This window comes from Haematospirillum sp. H1815 (genome assembly GCF_012102705.1).
In the GTDB taxonomy this organism is placed as follows: domain Bacteria; phylum Pseudomonadota; class Alphaproteobacteria; order Rhodospirillales; family Rhodospirillaceae; genus Haematospirillum.
This window is the reverse complement of the sequence record NZ_JAAVTA010000014.1, coordinates 19177-38568: the sequence shown is the minus strand read 5'-3', so window position 1 is coordinate 38568 and position 19392 is coordinate 19177. Positions and strand designations below refer to the sequence as shown.

The window sequence follows — 19392 nt, the reverse complement described above, 5'->3', positions numbered from 1 at the left end:
CTTGGGTCTGCGGGCTCGTCCGTCTTCAATCATTTCTATGATCGTGACATTGATCGCCGGATGAAGCGCACGGCCGGTCGTCCTTTGGCTGCTGGACTTATCAGCAAGCCGGTGCATGCCTTGTGGTCCCGGTCCTTGTGGTGCGGGCGACGCGCACGGGACGGGGCTGTCTCTTCAGCCCTGAATGATGTGCGGCTTTTCTGCTCGTTTGGCATAGAGTCTACTTTGTTGGTTTTATGAAAATGTTTCCGGTGTCCGGGACGTGTCGGCGTTGCTTTTGCCTTTGCCCATCCGGTCCGGTCCATAAGGGGTTTGCCCGTAGGCCCCGATTGGTTTGGATCAAGGCTCGCCAGCTGTTCACGCAGAAGACGGGGAGGAACTTCCTCAACGCATCCACGTTCCATGCGGCCAAGATAGAAGTTTCCGTAAGCAACCCGGATCAAGCGATTGACGTGATAGCCAAGGTGCTGCATCACCCGCCTGATTTCGCGGTTCTTTCCTTCGGTCAGGGTTATCAGCAGCCATGAATTCGCGCCAACCCTGCGCTCTACATGCGCCTTGATCGGGCCATAGTGAATGCCCTCGATCGTGATGCCGTTTTCCAAGTCGGCCAGCCTGCTTTCATCAACAGCACCGTAAACCCGTACCCGGTAGCGACGGGGGATGCCTGTGCTCGGTTGTTCAAGCTTGCGTGCCAGTTCACCATCATTGGTCAACAGCAAAATGCCTTCAGAGTTCAGGTCCAGCCGGCCTACGCTGATGAGACGTGGCAGATTACCGGGCAAGTTCTCGAAAACAGTCGCGCGACCCTGTGGATCATGATGCGTGGTGACAAGGCCCGCAGGCTTGTAATAGCGCCAAAGACGCGGCACATCCGCTTTTGCAACAGGCACGCCATCAACGGTTACCCGATCTGCTTCGGTAACCATAAAGGCCGGTGTATCTAATACCACACCATTGACGGCAACGCGTTGGTCTGCAATCCAGCGTTCTCCATCACGGCGTGAGCATACCCCGGCACGGGCAAGGAACTTGCAAATCCTTTCGCCCTCGGGGCCTTGTCCTGTTTCATCGGATTGGTGTTCCGCGCTGTCATCGTGATGGTCCGGATCATTGTCTTCGTTTCGGGACGAAGAATCCGCCGTGAAATCCAGTTCTTCCAGCGAGGTATCAAGCTCGGGCAGCTCTTCCTCGTTGTTGGGGCTGGGCATGTCGAGCGGGATGATGGTATCGGGTGTCATGGGAGGCGCGCCTCGTTGATAAAGGCGTCAAAGATTTTTTTGTCCGCCGGGCTGATGTGATACTCCGGGTGCCATTGCACACCGAGGCAAAAGGAATAGGAAGGGTGTTCAATGGCCTCGACAACGCCATCGGGTGCTGTTGCGCTGACAACAACGCCCGGACCAGGTGTTTTTGCAGCCTGGTGGTGTGCCGAGTTGACGGGAAATTCCTGCTCGCCCGTAATGCGGTGGAGCAGTGTCCCCTCGCACACACGGACGCTGTGTCCGGATTCAGTACGCGGGTTTGGCTGTTCGTGGGCCAAGGGAGCGGTGACCTCATCGGGTATATGCTGGATCAGTGTACCGCCCAGTAGAACGTGCAGAAGTTGCTGCCCGCCACAGATTCCCAGAACAGGCTTGTCGGCGGCAAGGGCTGCCCGTGTTATGGAGGCTTCAAACAGGGTTCGGCCCGGTTTTAGCGTAACGGTTTCGTGACGGTGGTCAGCACCGAACAGTGTAGGATCGATGTCAAAGGCGCCGCCTGCAATCAAGAGACCATCAATCATACTGATGTAGGCTTCTGTGCATGTCTCTTCATGGGGTAGCAACAAGGGCACGCCCCCGGCCTTGACCACCGATTCCACGTAATTCTTGCGCAAGGCATACCACGGCAACTTTGAGTAGCCGCCCCCATCCTCGCTGTCCAGGGGAATTCCAATAACGGGTGCTTTCATGGGTCCCTTCTTACCGTTCCCGTATCAATCCGGCAATCATCCTGTAGAGAAGCAAAGCAAACTCTTGACGCCAAGTGTCTGTAACCAGACATTCAAGCCATGAAAAATAACGCTGCCCATAGTCCGATGATGGCTGCTTTGACCGAAGCCCATGCCGCTGCCAAACGCGGGGAAGTGCCTGTTGGCGCGGTTGTCGTTTGTAAGGGCGAGATTATCGCCCGTGCATCCAACCGTACCGAGGAACAAAGTGATCCTACGGCTCATGCCGAGATTCTGGCCCTGAGGCAGGCTGCAAAGCATTGCAGAAGCGCACGGCTCGATGATTGTGATCTGTATGTTACCCTTGAACCGTGTGCCTTGTGTGCGGCTGCCGTGTCTTTTTTCCGTATTCGACGCCTGTATTTCGGGGCCTATGACCCCAAAGGAGGTGCTGTCGAGCATGGCCCCAGACTCTATACCCAGCCAACGTGCCATCACAGGCCGGAAGTATACGGAGGATTGGCTGAAACGCAATGTGCTGATGTGCTGCGTGCCTTTTTTCGTTCCTTGCGCCAGACTTGATGCCGGTTATGGGGTCGGGGTGTGTCCGGAGTCGGTTCATCCTCGTTGGAGTAGAGGCAGATGTTATTTTTTCACAGGCAGTTACGGTACATTCTGGCGGTAGCTTTTGCCCTTGTGTCTGTTCTTTCGGTGTTTCTGTCTTCGGATGTAGAGGCTGGGTCTGGTGGGAAAAAGGCTTCAAAGCCACGTAGCGAGGCCAATGCGGTACCTGGAGACTATATCCAGCTGGATGTGATCTGGATTCCTGTGGTGGACGGTCAGAAGACCCTGTACCAAGGTCTTTTTGTTCGCCTTTTTGTTCCTCCCCCGGCAGAGCCTGTAGAGGGTGCGCCGCCGTCCAATGCCCGTTATCAGGCGTGTGTGAAGGCCCCGTGGGCTCGACAAGCCATCATTGCGGCTCTTAATGATATTCCAGCAAGCCGCAAGGAATTTGCTGACGAAGCCAAGCTCAAGCGGCGGGTGGAGCAAGCTGTACAGACCATTTCCAAGGAGAAGGTCTATCGGTCGATAGAGATATCCACCAACGTGCTGGTACCAGATGCTGACGCGGCCATGTTATCCAATACCTGCAAGTAGCACTGCTCTTTCAGGGCAGGGGTGCTCTGGCTGTAAAGAGGGCAACCGTGCCATATGTGCGAACGTGAACGGACCCGAAGTGCTTTTTCAGGGCTTCTTCCAGGTTTTCTGCTGTGTCGTGTCGGTTGCCGAAAATTCTCTTCTTATTGTAGACGTTCATTAACATGCGGCCAAAGCTGTTGTGGTTCGCCTGATCTCCTAGGATTGTTGCACCATAGAGTATCCCGTCTGTACTCAGTGCTGTTTTGAGGCAGCGAAAAGCTGCGGCCTTGTTCTCCATGGTTCCCGGCAGGCAATGCAGAAGGTAGAACAGCGAAATGGAGTCCCAGCTTTGCGCCGGGAGTTGAACCGATGGGTTCAGGATATCAGCTTGAATTGACGTTGTGCCCGACCGCCCGATCCGGTCCGAGGCTGCGTTCAGGCTATCCGGGTTAAGATCCAGGAGGGTCAGCTTGGCATTGTCCCGGAACGTGGTATTCGCAGGATAAAAGCCCGTTCCAACACCAACATCCAAGTGCCGGTTGCTTGCATGTTCAGTGAAGAAGGGGAGCAGGACGGTCCGTGTCGGACACTGCCACGCCAGTGTGTTTGATACCCCGAGCACCCAGAAATCATAAATTTTCAAGATGAAGCGCGAGTAGGCGGCTGCCCCCGCTGTGGTATCGAGTGTTGTTGTCATCGCCTGTCCCCACCAAAAACAACGTGGCCACCCTTGACCAAGGGACAAGTTTTATCAGCCCTTTCTATTCAATTGAAGATAGATTTTTCCAGCGTCACCTTCTTTTACTATGTTCGTATCCTTTGGCTTGCATGCAGGCCCCAAGGATTTCTGTGTAGTATTTCATGGCATTGCTCCGGTCTTCGATGTCCAAGGCATGTGTGGCGGAGCTTGCACTGTCTACATACCGCCTTCCCCCGCTTATCCCTTCGGCATAACGTCGGCAGGACAGCCATTCCCGCTGTGTTTCCTTGTCACTGGAGCCTGATTTTGACCAAGGAGGAACAGCTGCTGCGCAAGATGACAGGACTGTGCTGACGCATATGACAGCTGGCAGGAACAAAGAGTGGATATACATGGAGTCGTCTCGAGGAATTCTGGTCTTCATCGGTCGAGCATACAGGCACGGCATGTGTCCGTCATGCGTCCTTTGCTTGTGACAGAGTCCTGTAGGGGGTTATACTGCGACGCACAAATTTGTGCGGTGCATAGTATGCCCGTAACGCCAAGGAGACCCTGCGATGAACAGTGTTGTTACGGGTTTTGCTGTCGATTCTCCCGTCCATTATTTTGAAGATATTATCAAGGGTGCCTACGCGTCATTCAGTAAAACTGTGACAGAAGCGGATATGGTTCTGTTTGCAGGGATCAGCGGCGACACGAACCCGATCCATATCAATCAGGAATTTGCCGAAAGCACAGCCTTTGCCGGGCGGATTGTGCATGGCATGTTGTCTGCTGGTTTCATATCGACTGTTCTGGGGATGAAATTACCGGGTCCGGGTGCGGTCTATATGTCCCAGACCCTTAACTTCCGGGCACCCGTGCGCGTTGGGGATACTGTAACCGCCAGGGCCGAGGTTGTTGACCTGATACCGGAAAAAAGAGTGGTCGTGCTGCAAACAGTGTGCTTGGTCAAGGAGAAGGTTGTTCTGGATGGAGAGGCCAGGATGACCATGCCATCCCGGCAACGGCATGCCCGTTGATTGCTTTTGCTTTTCATTCATCCGGCCAGCGCCGGTGTACCCAGAGCCATTGTTCCGGATTTTCACAGATCCATCCCTCTACCATGGCATTGACATCCTTCATGATCTTTTCAATCCCGTCATGATGGTCTGCGCATGTTTGGGGCGAAAGGGGGGGAAGGATGTCAATGCGGAATCTGGCCCCGTTCAGGCGAATAACCCGTGCTGGTACGGCGGGTATACCGTACTTCAGGACAAACTGGGCCAGCGCCGGGGCCGTCATGGCTGTGCGCCCGAAAAAGGGGACAGGAATGCCGTCGTTCATTTTCTGGTCCACCAGCATGCCGACGTGTTCACCGCTTTTGAGAAGGGCAAGGCCCTGTCTGGCTCCGGATGCTCCCTTGGGCAGAAGGATTCCATTTCCCCGTCGCAATCGTGTGAATAACCGTCGCATCAGGGGATTGTTGGGGGCACGGTAGAAAAGGTGAATGGGCAGCCCCTGATCCGCAGCGGCCAAGGCAGCCAGTTCCCAGTTTGCAAGGTGAGCCGAGAAAAAGATACCGCCAATGCCATCTTCGGCCAGGGCTTGTATGTGTTCTGCGCCATTCAGCTGCATGCGCCCGCTGTTCCGGTTCATAATGCGTTCCAGGTGCGGGAACTCTCCAACATTTCGCCCCAGGTTATCCCACATTCCTTTCAGTGTTCTCTGGATCCATGCCTCGTCCTGTTCCGGGAAGGTCTGCCGCAGGTTATGGCTTGCAACGCGGTGCGCGCGCAGCCGCGGGCCTATGATACGCAGGACAAGGCCGCCGAGATGTGACGCAACGTCTATTGGAAGGACACGCATAAGCCCCCAGTACAGGCAGGCCAAGGCGACCAGAAGAATATCTGTGACGGTTGGCTTTTCTCTCATCGGGTCAGGGGCTCCAGCAACGCACCCAAGGCTTCTCCATGATCATCCCATTCCACACGCACCGACAGGACTGAGAGTGCAGAACGCTGTACAGGATCAATGCGGACGGCATCTTTTGTGGTCGTGACCAGCTGACAGTGTTCACGGCGGGCATGTTCAAGCATCCTGCTGATTTCATCCCTGCTGTAAAGATGGTGATCGGCAAAGGAATAGGTGGAAACCAGTTCGGCCCCCAGCGTTGCAAGAGTATCAAAAAACTTCCTGGGACGCCCGATTCCGGCAAAGGCGATAACACGCTGCCCGCTCCAGGTTTCCCCCTTGTTGTCCGGCACGAGACGACCCCGCAAAACAGGAAGATGAGCCGGAGCCGTGTCTATAACGCCTGTGCGGTCTTCTCCCAAAAGTACAATGCCATCAGCCCTTTTCCATGCTTGGCGCGGGCTCTCCCGCAGGGGACCGGCCGGTATCATCAGGTTATTGCCAAAGCCGTATTGTCCATCGATGACAATTAGGGACAGTGTTTTGCCCAGGGATGGATTCTGTAAACCATCATCCATGACAATATACCGGGCACCCGTCTTGCAGGCCGCTTGAGCTCCGGCCGTGCGGTCACGCGCAACCCATGTTGGAGCTTTCTCAGCCAGAAGCAGAGCTTCGTCACCGATTTCGTCACAGGTGTGGTGCTGTCGGTTGACCTGTACTGGCCCCTTGAGTTTCCCACCATAGCCGCGCAGCAGGGCATGCGCCCCGGGAAGGCGTTCAAGAATATCCAGCGTTACCGGTGTTTTTCCGTTCCCCCCTGCAGTTATGTTGCCAACGCAGATAACCGGGACGGGTGCTGTCCAAGGGCCCACGGTGCGCTGCCTCAGAAACGTCCCCAGGCCGTACAGCCACCCGAAGGGAGACAGGGCCAAGGCTGTCATATTGCGGTGCTGCCACCAGGAAGGGGTTTGCATCAGCTGGCCCCACTGTCGCACAACGGGAGCAGATGGGCCATAATCCGCTCCAGAACAGCGGCCTCTTGATGGCAGAAGCTTTGAGCAGACTGTGTCAAAGTTTCGCGCATGCCGGGTTGCAGCAAAAGCTGCTGCACTGTTCTGGTCAGTTCTTCTGCATCGGGAACCTCTATCGCGGCACGATTCTGCAACATGCGGATGCTGATTTCAGCAAAGTTCTCCATGTTGGGTCCAAACACAACAGCGCTGCCAAGCCGTGCCGGTTCCAGTGGATTCTGTCCCCCCGTTCCGAGCAGGGATTTGCCGATAAAGGAAACAGGGCACAGGCGATAGAAAAGCCCCAGTTCTCCCAAGGTGTCGGCCAACCAGACATCGCATGCCTGATCAGGAGCAGACCCGTGGGAGCGGAGGGCAACTTTCATCCCCCTGTCTGTCAGCTCCCTTGCAATATCTTCCCCGCGTTCGGGATGGCGAGGCACGATAATGGTCAGCAAGCCAGGCAGCTGTGCCGTCATGGCGCGGTGCACCTGCCCGGCCATCAGCTCTTCCCCGGGGTGGGTGGACGATGCCAGCCATACAGGGCGATTTTTTATGACGTTCCGAGCTGCCTCCAGCTTGTCAAGATCGACCGGCAAGGGTGGTGATGCGTACTTGAGATTTCCCGGGCAGACAGGATTCCGGGCTCCCAGTTCTTGCAGGCGTTGCGTGTCTTCCGGGCTTTGCCCCATGCACAGGGAGAAGCTGGACAGCATATCCCGGATCAGGGCAGGGGCGAGCCGCCAGCGTTGGAACGAGTGTTCCGACATCCGTCCATTGACCAGAACGGAAGGAATGCTGCGTTCGCGACATGCCTTCAGCAGGTTGGGCCACAGTTCGCTTTCAACCCACAAGGCAAGGTTTGGCTGCCAGTGATCCAGGAACCGTCCTACCCAGCGGGGATGATCCAGGGGGACGAACTGATGTATGACACGCCCGGCTCCGATGTCATGGAGGCGAGAGGGGAGCAGGCGTGCCGATGTCCGTGTGCCGGTTGTCAGAACGGCTGACCAAGACGGACGGGCTGTCATCACGGACTGGAGCAGGGGCAGGACAGACAGGCTTTCCCCCACACTGGCCGCGTGGATCCACAGTACAGGTCCTGCAGGGCGCGGGCGGCTGGCAATCCCCCTGCGTTCCGGCAGGCGTTCAGGGTCCTCCTTGCCTTGCCGGGCCCGGTACTGAAGCCACAGGCGCAAGGCTGGTGCGCTGGTGGAGACAACGCTATGGTACAAAAAAGGTATCACGCCGATCGCCTTGTCTTGCTTGTCTCCCCGGGGTTGGCCGGGGGTGTTGGTTCGTGGCCCATGCGTGCATCGGCGTTAGCAGCCAAGGCAATCATCGCAGTCTCCAGCTTTTCGCGTTCTTGTTCCACCTGATCCGGGTCCAGGTCCGGTGCGATTGTGACGGGATCCCCCCATGCGATGATCCCCCTGCTGAAAGGCAGAGCAAGGCGGAATTTGTCCCAGCTTCCCAGTATCCGACGATTCTTGCAGGAAAAGGCGCACGGGATGATGGGTACACCGCTCAGGCGGGCAATGTCGATAATGCCACGGCTGGCCCGCATCCTTGGTCCCCGGGGGCCATCCGGAGTTACGCCGATGCTGCTTCCTGTCTTGAGGACCTTCAGCATCTGCCGTATGGCAGATGCGCCGCTTTTGCCCGAGCTTCCGGCAATGGAGTGAAGGCCAAGGTGAGAGATTGTCCCCGAAATCAGTTGTCCGTCGCGATGCCGCGAAATCAGCATGTGCATCATGCGCCCTGTGTGCCATGCGTAGGGCATCATCAACAGATGGCCATGCCAGAACGCCATGATGAAAGGCTTGTTCTCTGCCCACATGCGTTTGGGCTGTTCGTCATTGTCTACTGTCCATGATCCGGTATGCCAGACCAGCCGTATGTACAGGGATCCCAGCCAGCTGAAGAGGGAGCGGGCACGGTCGTGGCGCAGAATTTTTTTCAGCATGACGGTCCCGGTTCTGTTGTATCCCTGAACTGAAGGGCATACAGGGCAGCATAGGCCCCGCCACGTTCCAGAAGATCCTGATGGGTACCATGCTCGATAACCCGTCCCTCATCAATAACATGAATGAGATCGGCTTGGGTTATGGTCGAAAGGCGGTGCGCTATGACAACCGTTGTGCGTCCCTGCATCAGGATTTGAAGAGCGTCCTGGACCTGACGCTCGCTTTCGGTATCAAGGGCGCTGGTGGCTTCATCCAGTAGAAGGACCGGTGCGTTCTTCAAGATGGCCCGGGCAATGGCAATCCGTTGCCGTTGTCCCCCGGACAGGCTCATGCCACGTTCCCCGACCGGTGTTTCATACCCCATGGGCAGCGCAGAGATGAAGTCGTGTGCGGCGGCCAGGCTGGCTGCATCCTTAATCTCGGCGTCACTGGCATTAGGTTTTCCGAATGCAATGTTGGCCCGGATTGTATCATCGAACAGGACAACCTCCTGGCTGACCAGAGCGACGGATTGGCGCAGTGAGTCGAGTGTTGCCTGTCGTATGTCCAGCCCGTCTATCAGCACGGCACCAGAGGCAACATCATAGAAGCGTGGTATCAGGTTAAGGATGGTCGATTTTCCTGCCCCGGATGGTCCGACCAGCGCGACAGTCTTCCCGGGCGGGACAACCAGGTTCAGTCCGGAAAGAACAGCTTTCTGCCCGCTGTAGGAGAACGAGACATTCCGGAATTCAATCTGCCCGCCATGTGTTTTCAGGGGAACAGCGTCTGCTTGTTCAGTAATAGTGGTACGGGTGTCCAGAATCGAGAACAGCCGCTCAGCCCCCGCCAGTCCTTCTTCCAGCGAAGCATTCAGCTTGGCCAGATTCTTCATGGGTTGGTAAGCCAGCATCAGGGCCGTGATGAAGCTGAAAAACTGACCGGGCGTTGTGGTCCCGTCCACAACCCGGCTGCCGCCATACAGAATTACAACAGTGATGGCAATTCCGCCCAGTGTTTCCATGACTGGACTGGACATGGCCCTGATACGTGATGCCTTGAAAGCCAAGGAAAACAGATCTTCGGTCAGGGCACGAATTTTTGAGCATTCGTGACCTTCAAGGCCATAGGACTTGACCATCCGGATTCCGTGGAAGGATTGCTCGAGAACGGTGTTGAAGGCCCCCATCTGATCCTGGGTATTGATGGAAACCTTGCGCATGCGGCGCCCGATCTTGGCAATCGGCAAGATGGCAACCGGAAAGACAAAAAATGCTACCGCAGCTAGAAGCCAGTCCTGCCAGAACATAACGGCTACCAAGCCTATGACACTCAGCATGTCTTTTCCTAGGCTGGTCAGGGCATTGGAAACGGCATTGCGCATCTGGTTGATATCCACCAGGAAGCGCGATACCAGCCGCCCGGTTGCGTTGCGGGCGAAGAAGCCAGCATCCAGTGTCATCAGGTGGCCAAACAGCCGTTGTTGCAGGTCGGCAATGATACGCAGTCCAACCCGGGCCATGACAACAGACTGTCCGTACTCTGCTATCCCCTTGGTGGCAAACGTTGCCAGCACCATGCCGGCAACCGGCCACAGCAGGGCTGCGTTGCGCAGCATGAACACTTCGTTGACAACTGGTTCCATCAGCTTGGCTACCGCTGCGGTCGCCGCTGCAGAAAGAGCCATGAAAAATGCCGCCAGAACAATTTGGCCGCGGTATTGGCCAACAGACTCCCGGTAAAGGCGTTTCATCAGGGCCATAGTCGGGGTTCTGTGGCGGGTCTCGACGGTCACGCTTGGTTATCCTGTTGCTGTCATGATGCGGCGGGAACCTATCATGTCGGCCTGTTTTGTCCAATCCCGCAGGTATGATGCAAGGCTTCCTCCGGGGCTATAGATCTGCTATCCACGCATGAACGTGTGCGCAGATCCACCATTGTCTGCCTCCCAACCCTGTTTTTCTGTGGAATGTCCTATGTCCAAGCCTCCTCTTGTGATTGCCCTGGCCGGACCACGTGGCTTCTGTGCTGGCGTTGACCGGGCGATCCAGATTGTCGAGCGGGCGCTGGAGAAATTTGGGGCTCCTGTTTATGTGCGTCATGAGATTGTCCATAATCGCTTTGTGGTTGAAAATCTGAGGGCGCGTGGCGCTGTCTTTGTCGAGGAGCTGGATCAGTGTCCGGACGACCGTCCGGTTATTTTCTCGGCGCACGGTGTCCCCAAGAGTGTCCCGGAGGCTGCAAAGGTCCGCAGGATGACGTGGGTGGATGCAACTTGTCCCTTGGTCAGCAAGGTTCATAACGGGGCTGAACGTCACGTGGCAGAGGGGCGCCAGGTCATCCTGATTGGTCACGCCGGCCATCCTGAAGTCATCGGTACCATGGGGCAGGTCCCCGATGGCCAGATGTTGCTGGTTGAAACGGTGGAGCAAGCCGAGGCTGTGCAGCCCGGAACGCCGGAGCATCTGGCCTATGTTACCCAGACAACCCTGTCGGTTGACGAAACCGCCGATATCATTGCCGTTCTGCGTCGTCGTTTTCCGCAGATTTCTGCGCCGCATAAAGAAGATATCTGTTACGCCACGACCAATCGCCAGGCAGCAGTCAAGGCGATGGTGCGTGGATGTGACGCCGTTATGGTGATCGGGGCGCCGAATTCGTCCAATTCACGCCGCTTGGTGGAAGTAGCCCGCAAGGCCGGCTGTGAGCGTTCCTTGCTGGTGCAGTCTGCGGCAGAGGTTGACTGGGCCGCCTTGGCAGGTGTGCGTCGTCTTGGGTTGACGGCTGGTGCTTCCGCCCCGGAAATTCTGGTCGAGACTGTTATCGAAGCGTGTCGGGATCATTTTGATGTAACCTTGGAGCATGTTTCGGTGACCGAGGAAAACATTGTGTTCCGCTTGCCCCGTATACTGGCAGCCGAATAGACGGAGAAACACAGAAAAATGGCCGTTTATACCAAGGTCGGCGATTCCGAGCTGGCCGCGTTTGTACGTTCTTATGATATCGGGGATGTCCAGTCTCTGGAGGGTATTGCAGAGGGGGTTGAGAATACCAATTTTCGTCTGGTGACCAGCGGCGGTACCTTTATCCTGACCCTGTACGAAAAACGGGTTGATCCGGTCTGTTTACCCTTTTTTCTTGGCTTGATGCGGCATTTGGCTGCGCGCGGTGTTCCTTGTCCCGTGCCAGTGGATAACAGGCATGGCCAGGCGTTGGGTCTGTTGTGTGGGCGTCCGGCGGCACTTGTTACGTTCTTGCAGGGGCACTGGCCGCGACAGGTCTTTCCTGTCCATATGGAGCCACTGGGCATGGCGTTGGCCACGATGCACTGTGGGGCTGCCGATTTTACCATGACCCGCCCCAATGATTTGTCCCTTCGGGGGTGGCATACCCTGTACAGGGCCTGTTCCGATCGCGCCCACGAGGTTGAGCCGGGCCTGGCTGATGAACTTGCGGCTGAGCTTGCTGTTCTTGATGATGTGTGGCCTTCCGGGCTTCCCTCCGGAATTATTCACGCCGACCTGTTTCCTGATAATGTGTTTTTTCAGGATGGCCACCTTTCCGGACTTATTGATTTCTACTTCGCTTGCAATGACATGCTGGCCTATGACGTTGCTGTTTGCCTCAATGCTTGGTGTTTTGATGAGAGGGCTGGCTTCAGTGCCGAACGTGCCCGTCTCTTCCTTTCTGGTTACCACAGTGTGCGTCCCCTGCAGCCGGCAGAGCTTGACAGCCTGCCCCTGTTGGCCCGCGGTGCGGCACTGCGTTTTCTCCTGACCCGCCTTTATGACTGGTTGTACACAGATCCGGATGCTCTTGTGACCAGGAAAGACCCGCTTGAGTACCTGCGCAGGCTGCGTTTCCACCGTACGGCTGCCGGGATTGCCGCGTATGGATTGATGCCGGGGGAACTGGTATGAGCCAAGCACAGGATCATATTGATCGCGTTGAAATTTTTACAGACGGGGCTTGTTCCGGGAATCCGGGGCCAGGTGGATGGGGGGCCATTTTGCGCTGGAAAGGGCGTGAAAAAGAGATTTGCGGGGGGGAAAGCGAAACCACCAACAACAGGATGGAGCTAACTTCTGTCATTGAGGCTCTCAAGACCTTGCGGCGTCCGATGGTGGTAGATGTCTATACAGACAGCACATATGTCCAGAAGGGCATGACAGAATGGCTGCAGGGGTGGAAAAGGAAGCAGTGGAAGACGGCTGGCAACAAGCCAGTCAAAAATGCGGACCTGTGGCAGCTTCTTGATGTGCAGGCCAGCCGCCATGAGGTACGATGGCACTGGGTCAAGGGGCATGCCGGCCACCCGGACAATGAAAGGGCAGATTTCCTTGCCCGGTCCGGCATCCCGCAATCAACCCGCCAAGCTATGGATTGATTGCCCTTCAGTGGCGATGGCAACAGTTCCGGTTGTGGTGATGTGCAGGGGAATGCCGTGTCGGACCAGAACAAGGACAAAAAGCTGAGACTGGGTGTCGGCGGGCCGGAAATGATCGTGCACGCCGAGGAAATTGGTAAAGTTGCAAAGAAGCTGGCGGAATCGCGGGGCGTTGATAAGCTGGTTGCCGAAACCGAGCTGTTTGTCAAAGGCCAGGTTGCCCGTATGGAGATTACCTGCTCCAGCTGTGCCCGGCGTATGGTCCAGGATGCATCTGCCGAGGCCTTGAGGGCCGAGCCTATCGAGCGTCCCGCATGGGATCGTCGTGCTGATTTTCTTCTGCGTTTGATTGTTGCCTTCTATCCTCATGGCGTTGCTAACGAGGTCAAGGATCACTCCCTGGTTCTGCCCCGGCATTGTTTGGTGCGCCTGGGGGGGTTCTGGCGTGATGTTTTGGGGACATTTCCCTATTCGGACCTGAATTCAGATGCCAGCCGCCTGATGACGCGTTTTCCCTCGGCCCGGGATAGCGAGCTGCGGTCGTTGATGTTCTCCCACCCGCCCTCGCGGCTTTTACTGATGAAGCTTATGACGCGTCTCCTGGCCATTTTCCAGGATGCTCCGGCCTTGCGTTCCCACTTCATTCCCGCTCTTGCGTATGACAAGTGGCCCAATATTTTCAAGCCGACAGAGAAGCATTTTTCGGCGATATGCTCGGGTTTGTTTGGTGACTTCATGTTGCAGCTCCAGAGGCCCCGGCAGGGGGATGATATGGAGCAGTGGTTTGGGCGCGGGGCAACAGGGCGGCTTCTGGACTTGCTGGAAATGACGATCAGCCCCGGCGGCTGAGCTGTTTGTATTCCGTTCTTGCCGAGTCTGGTGGTGGTGCTATAACCATCGACAACTTAGCCTTGGACAGGATACCTGCCATGTTTCCGGCCAACCCGTTGTTTGTTGCCTTGGATGCGGTTGACCATGTCCGTGCCACGCAGCTGGCTTCTGCTGTCAAGGGACTGGCGGGAGGGATCAAGCTTGGTCTTGAGTATTATTCCGCCCATGGGCCCGATGGTGTGCGCTTTGTCCAGGAAGTATCGGGTGGTTTGCCGCTTTTCCTTGATCTCAAGTTCCACGATATCCCCAACACGGTTGCCGGTGCTGTCCGTGCCGCGTGTCAGCTCTCCCCTTTTTGTATGACGTTGCACGCCGGGGGAGGGCGCGACATGATGCGCGCCGCAGTGGATGCCGTGCATGAGGAAGCGGGGCGGCGTGGCATTGTCAGGCCACGGCTGTTTGCTGTGACTGTCCTGACCAGTATGAATGCTGCAGATCTGGCTGAAGTTGGTCTGCTGCGCGTGCCTCTAGACCAGGTGCGGCACTTGGTCTCTCTGGCCCGTGATTGCCGTATGGACGGGGTTGTGTGCTCGGCTTACGAGGCTGATCTTGTTCGTTCTGCCTGTGGGCCTGATTTTACAATTGTCGTGCCGGGCATCCGGCCACTGTGGGCTGGATCCGGTGATCAGAAGCGTGTTGCAACCCCGGCAGAAGCACGGGAAGCGGGTGCGGATTATCTTGTTGTCGGTCGTCCCGTAACCACGGCACAGGATCCTTCACAGGCCGTTCGTCGTATACTGGAGGAGCTGTCCGATCCAGCTCTCTCCCAGCAAGGAGATTATGTGTGAGCCAGCCGGTACTCATTAAGATTTGTGGCCTGACCGACGAGGATTCGGTTGAAACGGCGGCGGGGGCCGGTGCTGACTTTCTTGGCTTTGTCTTTTGTCCTGCCAGCCCCCGTAATGTCAGTCCTGAACGTGCGGCAGAGCTTCTGGCCGGCGTACCGTCCGAGATCCGTGATGAACTTCGCATTGTTGGCTTGTTCGTTGATCCATCTGATGCGGACATTGATGCGGTGTATCGCCATGTCAGGCTGGATATCATTCAGCTCCATGGAGCCGAGAGCCCCGAGCGGGTCGAGGAACTCCGGCTGGAGTATGGCTCGGAAGTGATCAAGGCCATTGGTGTTGCCAGTGCTGCCGATCTGGATGCTGCAAAGCCTTATGATGGTATTGCTGACTGGTTGCTGTTTGATGCCCGTCCTCCGCAAGGAGCATCTTGCCCTGGAGGAAATGGCCATGCATTTCCGTGGTCTGTCATGCGAGGTTGGTCCGGCCAGAGTCCTTGGCTTCTGGCTGGCGGCCTGAATCCCGAAAACGTGGCTGCAGCAATGGCAGAAAGCGGTGCTGTTGGTGTTGACGTGTCTTCTGGCGTTGAACGTGAGCTAGGTGTGAAAGACCCGGAGCGTATCGCCCGGTTTATTGTTGCGGCCTTGGATGCGGGTGAGGGAGAGTAGTCTCCCTCAACTTTTCAGGCCTTCGGATCAGGCGACCTGACGCTTCAGCTCGGCATCCAGTTTCTTGGCCCGTCGTGAGATGAAAGACCACATGATCTTGCCGACAGCCGCCCCGACCAATCCACCGGGTCTAATGCCAGCGGCCTTCAGGACCATGTTGGAAGCGCGTTCCACATGCAACGGCCTGTAGAAGCTGAAGGCTCGGGCACCATAGGCAAGGCTGGCCTGGGCACGGTCATAGGGTGTGTCGGCTGGCGCATTGGCGGCATGCCATGCAAAGGACAGTTCGTCATCCTCGCTTTCGCGGATTCGTCCCATGGCAACCAGAAGGCGTCGCCATGTGGGGATTTGTTCCTTGTCCAAGTAATCCTGCAGTGCGGTGTAAAACAGCTTGTAGTGACGGAACTCATCGCCTGCAATCCGGTTGCAGATGTACTGCAGGACAGGTTCTTCGGTTCCGTCACGCAGGGCGGAGTAGTAGGAGCTGGTACCCGTCTCTACGATGCAGCGTGCAATCAGCTCGCCTGTCAGTGAGCCGCGTATGCTTTCTCCTGTTTCCAGATTGATCCGGTATCCATCCCGGAACCTCTGGAATGCAGATTTGTAGTCGAAAGTCGGGTCTGCACGTTCAGCCCAGAGCCCCAATGCATCACCGTGCTGTACCTCCTCTTCCTGCCATTCATCGGCCAGTGACTGGAAGGATGGGTCTGCGTGGAACACGTTTTTCAGATATGTGGTGTAATCTGCGGCGTTTCGCTCGACCAAGGCCGCTGCCTTCACCAGCTTGGTTACTTCGGGATCAACCTTGGAGGGGGCAAACTGGCTCCAGGGAATATCGTCCAATGTCCATGTCTTCATTGCGCTGTTTGTATCTCCATTTACACCGACAGCAACTGTTCCCGTCAAAAAAGAAAGGGAACCAGTTACCCGCGCATCATCCAAGATCTTATACCTTTTGTAGTGATGACCATGAAAAATACAAGGATATGTGTTCGGAAAGGTTGTGTCTTCTTTCCTTTCGGCGTTTTGAATGAGAAGATTATCATCTCTGAATTGTTGGTCTTGCGGCGGGGATATCGTCGTTTTGTGACTGTCTATCTGCCCGGGCATTGCGTGCATGTGTCGGGTCGGGAATAATTCACGGGGTAATGGCTAGGGTTATCGGGAAGCATGAATACGTCCAGTCAGAACAGGGCTCCTGAGAATGACACCCCTCCCGAGGAATGGCAGGCGAAGGTCGCTGGTGCCAATATCAGCCAGCAGACCCTTTTGGCGACAGATTACCTTAATCATTTCAATGAAATAGTCATGCTGATGGATATCTTGGCAGATATGCCGGAGCTTTTGGAAGAATGCCTGCAATGGACACCAAAGAGTTATCAGGAACACTTCCGCGACAGTAGCTTCTCGGATAAAGAACTGGCGATTGAGGCGTATAATCATGTGCCCGCCCGTTACAAGCGCCCGTTCGAGGATACCGTTGCCCAGATGGATTCGATTGTTCAGCAATCGTTGGAGCGTGTTGCCGAGGCAGTCAAACTGCAGGATCAGGAGATTGTGAGAGCGAGAGCAAAGGCAGGCTCAACGGCATTGCAGCGCCTGATTGACGTTGCCAGCTCCATCATTCACGGCAGGGACGCCGCAATGGATCAATCCCAGATTGATGAGATCTTTCGTCACCTCTGAAAAGTACGGACAATAGGCTCTGTATCAGGGAATCCGTTTTGCCAATGGCTCATTGGGCATCAGTTCTGCATCCCACGGAAACAGGAGCCACATATCCTGGGGGACAGCCACAGCATACGTATCAACGCAAGGTTCTCCATGGGGTTTTGCATAGACGGTTGCCATGTGGCCCTGCGGCAGGATTGCTTTGGCCTTGCGAGCTGTGACGCCTGAATCAACCAAGTCATCAATAATCAGCCATCCTTCACCGTCTCCGACCACATCTTTCTGGATGGTCTTTGCCACCCGGATCTCTTCTTGGACGCGATCATCATAGGAAATGATGCACAGGCAGTCGACCAGTCTCAGGTCAAGCTCGCGGGCAATGATGGAAGAGGGAATTAGCCCTCCCCGGGTTATGGCTACGATGCCCTTCCAGTCTTTATGCCTCATCAATTTGTGAGCCAGAAGGCGCGTATCACGGTGGAACAGCTCCCACGCAATGGGCAAGTAGCGGTTTGCTGAATAGTCCTGCATGGCGCACGTTTCCATGAATAAAATTTTTCAAAGGTTTATCCCGACGCACGGGCTATAGATACGCCCAAGAGGCAGGGTGATTTTTGTATCCCATGATTTTATGTCTGCGTCACATGTAAATTTTCTTGCCATACGTGGTTATTCGTTACCGTATTCTCGACGAAATATTATTGTTGGACATACGTAATTTCTATGTTCATCATCTGTTGAGACTGCCTTCGTTACCCTTTTCCGGGTCCCTGTGTCCGATGAAGGCAGGCTTGGCTTGCGGGTATATGTCCGGAGCGGATCCCGCTTGGGGGGCACAGTTAACATGTTTACTGTTGGATGAATGAAAAGATGGCTGCGGAATCGCCAACAAATCTGAGTGTGTATGATCTTTATACCATTGGTGTTGGTCCCTCCAGCTCGCATACGGTTGGGCCAATGCGGGCAGGATACCGTTTTGTGCAGTCTCTGATACAGCAAGATATTATGGACTCTGTTGCATCGGTAACGGCCGAGCTTTACGGATCATTGGCCCTGACCGGCAAGGGACATGCAACCGATACAGCTGTTTTGGTCGGGTTATCCGGCGAACAGCCGGAAACCGTTGATCCCGATGCGATCCCGACGATTGTTGCCGGGATTGAGCGTGAAGGAACGCTTCGTTTGGGAGGAAAGCGGACAATTTCTTTTGCGGTATCTAAAGACCTTGTCTGGCGGTTTGATGATGTTCTTCCGGGGCATCCCAACGGGTTGCGCTTTACAGCCCGCAATGCCGGTGGCGAGGTCTTGTGCACGCGCGATTATTACTCAGTTGGGGGCGGCTTTGTTGTGACCGAGGGAGAGAGCGAGGCTGCCTTGACCCCTGGACGCAATGTCTTTCAGCCTTACCCCTATAACTCGGCTGCAGAGCTGGTTGCGATCTGTAACAGGGACAGCCTTTCAGTTGCCCAGGTCATGATGGCCAACGAGCAAGTCTGGCGCCCCGAAAGCGAGACCCATGATTTCCTGGATCGTGTCCGTGATGCCATGATGCAGTGTATTGACCGGGGGATTTCACAGACAGGTATTTTGCCGGGGGGGCTGAAGGTCCGTCGCCGTGCTAATGACTTGTTTCGTGAGCTGACCGGAAGGCCCGAGGCTGCCATGAAGGATCCTCTGACGGTCCTGGACTGGGTCAATCTCTATGCTTTGGCGGTCAACGAGGAAAATGCAGCCGGCAGCCGGGTTGTCACGGCGCCAACCAATGGCGCTTCAGGCGTTATACCGGCTGTACTGGCGTACTATGAACGGTTCTGTCCTGGTGCAACGCGGGATGGCAGCCGGACGTTCCTGATGACAGCGGCTGCGATTGGCGCCTTGTACAAGACGCGTGCCTCAATTTCTGCGGCCGAGGTTGGCTGTCAGGGAGAAGTTGGCGTGGCTTGCTCGATGGCAGCAGGGGCGTTGACGGCTGTTCTGGGCGGGACACCGGACCAGGTTGAGAATGCAGCCGAGATCGGCATGGAGCACAATCTTGGCCTGACATGTGATCCTGTGGGGGGATTGGTACAGGTTCCCTGTATCGAGCGCAACACGATGGGGGCTGTCAAGGCAATCAACGCTGCGCGTCTGGCATTGCGCGGCGATGGCCAGCACTTGGTGTCATTGGACAAGGTCATCGAGACCATGCGCCAGACCGGTCTTGATATGCAGAGCAAGTATAAGGAAACCTCGCAGGGCGGGCTGGCTGTCAATGTGGTTGCGTGTTAGTCCCGTGTCCTGAGACGCTCTTTATGAATCGGTATGAGCCCGCAAGACTTCCATATGGTGGTTTTGCGGGTTTTTACTGGTGTTTATGGCATAG

Annotated in this window: 21 protein-coding genes and 1 pseudogene; 12 read left to right on the top strand and 10 right to left on the bottom strand. The window is 56.0% G+C overall.

All coding sequences use genetic code 11. The features are described from left to right. The first annotated feature begins 48 nt into the window (after window positions 1-48). Window positions 49-240 carry a hypothetical protein gene (locus tag HEQ60_RS10725; protein ID WP_416046642.1) on the top strand — a complete coding sequence of 64 codons (192 nt, stop codon included), beginning with the start codon at window positions 49-51 and terminating at the stop codon, window positions 238-240. A gap of 200 nt (window positions 241-440) precedes the next feature. Here the strand turns inward: HEQ60_RS10725 and HEQ60_RS09895 are convergent. Further along, window positions 441-1211: pseudogene (locus HEQ60_RS09895) on the bottom strand (pseudouridine synthase); the annotation flags it as partial. A gap of 26 nt (window positions 1212-1237) precedes the next feature. Beyond that, window positions 1238-1954: a gamma-glutamyl-gamma-aminobutyrate hydrolase family protein gene (locus tag HEQ60_RS09890; protein WP_168071518.1), complete on the bottom strand. Its 717-nt coding sequence runs from the start codon at window positions 1952-1954 to the stop codon at window positions 1238-1240. A 99-nt stretch (window positions 1955-2053) separates the two neighbouring features. Between HEQ60_RS09890 and HEQ60_RS09885 the strand changes: the two genes are divergently transcribed. Then, entirely contained in the window at window positions 2054-2515 is a 462-nt protein-coding gene (locus tag HEQ60_RS09885; protein ID WP_245183894.1) for a nucleoside deaminase, read from the top strand. A 60-nt stretch (window positions 2516-2575) separates the two neighbouring features. Continuing rightward, window positions 2576-3091, top strand: a complete 516-nt coding sequence (locus HEQ60_RS09880; RefSeq protein ID WP_168071517.1) for a hypothetical protein — start codon at window positions 2576-2578, stop codon at window positions 3089-3091. A 10-nt stretch (window positions 3092-3101) separates the two neighbouring features. Here HEQ60_RS09880 and HEQ60_RS09875 read toward each other — a convergent pair whose 3' ends face one another. Then, entirely contained in the window at window positions 3102-3770 is a 669-nt protein-coding gene (locus HEQ60_RS09875; protein WP_168071516.1) for a methyltransferase domain-containing protein, read from the bottom strand. A gap of 560 nt (window positions 3771-4330) precedes the next feature. Here HEQ60_RS09875 and HEQ60_RS09870 point away from each other — a divergent pair. Further along, window positions 4331-4795 (top strand): MaoC family dehydratase, encoded by a 465-nt coding sequence (locus HEQ60_RS09870; RefSeq protein WP_168071515.1) that lies wholly within the window; start codon window positions 4331-4333, stop codon window positions 4793-4795. 13 nt (window positions 4796-4808) lie between these two features. Here the strand turns inward: HEQ60_RS09870 and HEQ60_RS09865 are convergent, their stop codons facing one another. From HEQ60_RS09865 to msbA, 5 genes are read right to left on the bottom strand one after another with little or no spacing between them, the layout of a single operon-like run. Continuing rightward, the gene (locus tag HEQ60_RS09865) at window positions 4809-5687 is read right to left on the bottom strand and encodes a lauroyl acyltransferase (RefSeq protein ID WP_168071514.1); all 879 of its coding nucleotides are present in this window, start codon (window positions 5685-5687) and stop codon (window positions 4809-4811) included. Then, window positions 5684-6643: a tetraacyldisaccharide 4'-kinase gene (gene lpxK, locus HEQ60_RS09860; RefSeq protein WP_168071513.1), complete on the bottom strand. Its 960-nt coding sequence runs from the start codon at window positions 6641-6643 to the stop codon at window positions 5684-5686. The genes HEQ60_RS09865 and lpxK overlap by 4 nt, the downstream gene beginning before the upstream one ends. Beyond that, complete coding sequence (locus HEQ60_RS09855) at window positions 6643-7926, bottom strand: 3-deoxy-D-manno-octulosonic acid transferase (protein ID WP_168071512.1); 1284 nt, start codon at window positions 7924-7926, stop codon at window positions 6643-6645. Before HEQ60_RS09855 ends, lpxK begins: the two co-directional genes overlap by 1 nt. After that, the gene (locus tag HEQ60_RS09850; RefSeq protein ID WP_168071511.1) at window positions 7923-8645 is read right to left on the bottom strand and encodes a lysophospholipid acyltransferase family protein; all 723 of its coding nucleotides are present in this window, start codon (window positions 8643-8645) and stop codon (window positions 7923-7925) included. Before HEQ60_RS09850 ends, HEQ60_RS09855 begins: the two co-directional genes overlap by 4 nt. Then, the gene (gene msbA / locus HEQ60_RS09845; RefSeq protein WP_322099337.1) at window positions 8639-10420 is read right to left on the bottom strand and encodes a lipid A export permease/ATP-binding protein MsbA; all 1782 of its coding nucleotides are present in this window, start codon (window positions 10418-10420) and stop codon (window positions 8639-8641) included. The genes HEQ60_RS09850 and msbA overlap by 7 nt, the downstream gene beginning before the upstream one ends. Window positions 10421-10601: 181 nt before the next feature. Between msbA and ispH the strand changes: the two genes are divergently transcribed. From ispH to HEQ60_RS09815, 6 genes are read left to right on the top strand one after another with little or no spacing between them, the layout of a single operon-like run. After that, window positions 10602-11549, top strand: coding sequence for a 4-hydroxy-3-methylbut-2-enyl diphosphate reductase (gene ispH / locus HEQ60_RS09840; RefSeq protein ID WP_168071510.1), 948 nt, complete (start codon window positions 10602-10604; stop codon window positions 11547-11549). Between the two features lie 18 nt (window positions 11550-11567). After that, on the top strand, window positions 11568-12545 hold the full coding sequence (locus tag HEQ60_RS09835; RefSeq protein WP_168071509.1) for a homoserine kinase: 978 nt from the start codon (window positions 11568-11570) through the stop codon (window positions 12543-12545). Beyond that, window positions 12542-13012 carry a ribonuclease HI gene (gene rnhA / locus HEQ60_RS09830; RefSeq protein WP_168071508.1) on the top strand — a complete coding sequence of 157 codons (471 nt, stop codon included), beginning with the start codon at window positions 12542-12544 and terminating at the stop codon, window positions 13010-13012. Before HEQ60_RS09835 ends, rnhA begins: the two co-directional genes overlap by 4 nt. Before the next feature lie 57 nt (window positions 13013-13069). Further along, the gene (locus tag HEQ60_RS09825; RefSeq protein ID WP_168071507.1) at window positions 13070-13861 is read left to right on the top strand and encodes a hypothetical protein; all 792 of its coding nucleotides are present in this window, start codon (window positions 13070-13072) and stop codon (window positions 13859-13861) included. Between the two features lie 5 nt (window positions 13862-13866). Next, window positions 13867-14691 (top strand): orotidine-5'-phosphate decarboxylase, encoded by an 825-nt coding sequence (pyrF, locus tag HEQ60_RS09820; RefSeq protein WP_322099336.1) that lies wholly within the window; start codon window positions 13867-13869, stop codon window positions 14689-14691. Then, window positions 14688-15359, top strand: coding sequence for a phosphoribosylanthranilate isomerase (locus HEQ60_RS09815; RefSeq protein ID WP_168071506.1), 672 nt, complete (start codon window positions 14688-14690; stop codon window positions 15357-15359). Before pyrF ends, HEQ60_RS09815 begins: the two co-directional genes overlap by 4 nt. A gap of 27 nt (window positions 15360-15386) precedes the next feature. Here the strand turns inward: HEQ60_RS09815 and HEQ60_RS09810 are convergent, their stop codons facing one another. Then, window positions 15387-16217 (bottom strand): ferritin-like domain-containing protein, encoded by an 831-nt coding sequence (locus HEQ60_RS09810; protein ID WP_168071505.1) that lies wholly within the window; start codon window positions 16215-16217, stop codon window positions 15387-15389. A gap of 312 nt (window positions 16218-16529) precedes the next feature. Here HEQ60_RS09810 and HEQ60_RS09805 point away from each other — a divergent pair, with 312 nt between their 5' ends. Then, window positions 16530-17045, top strand: a complete 516-nt coding sequence (locus HEQ60_RS09805; RefSeq protein ID WP_168071504.1) for a hypothetical protein — start codon at window positions 16530-16532, stop codon at window positions 17043-17045. A 24-nt stretch (window positions 17046-17069) separates the two neighbouring features. Here the strand turns inward: HEQ60_RS09805 and gpt are convergent, their stop codons facing one another. Then, on the bottom strand, window positions 17070-17561 hold the full coding sequence (gpt, locus tag HEQ60_RS09800; RefSeq protein WP_245183892.1) for a xanthine phosphoribosyltransferase: 492 nt from the start codon (window positions 17559-17561) through the stop codon (window positions 17070-17072). A gap of 327 nt (window positions 17562-17888) precedes the next feature. Here gpt and HEQ60_RS09795 point away from each other — a divergent pair, with 327 nt between their 5' ends. Beyond that, a complete protein-coding gene (locus tag HEQ60_RS09795) occupies window positions 17889-19298 on the top strand; it encodes an L-serine ammonia-lyase (protein ID WP_245183891.1) in 1410 nt (469 codons plus the stop codon). Window positions 19299-19392: the final 94 nt, after the last annotated feature.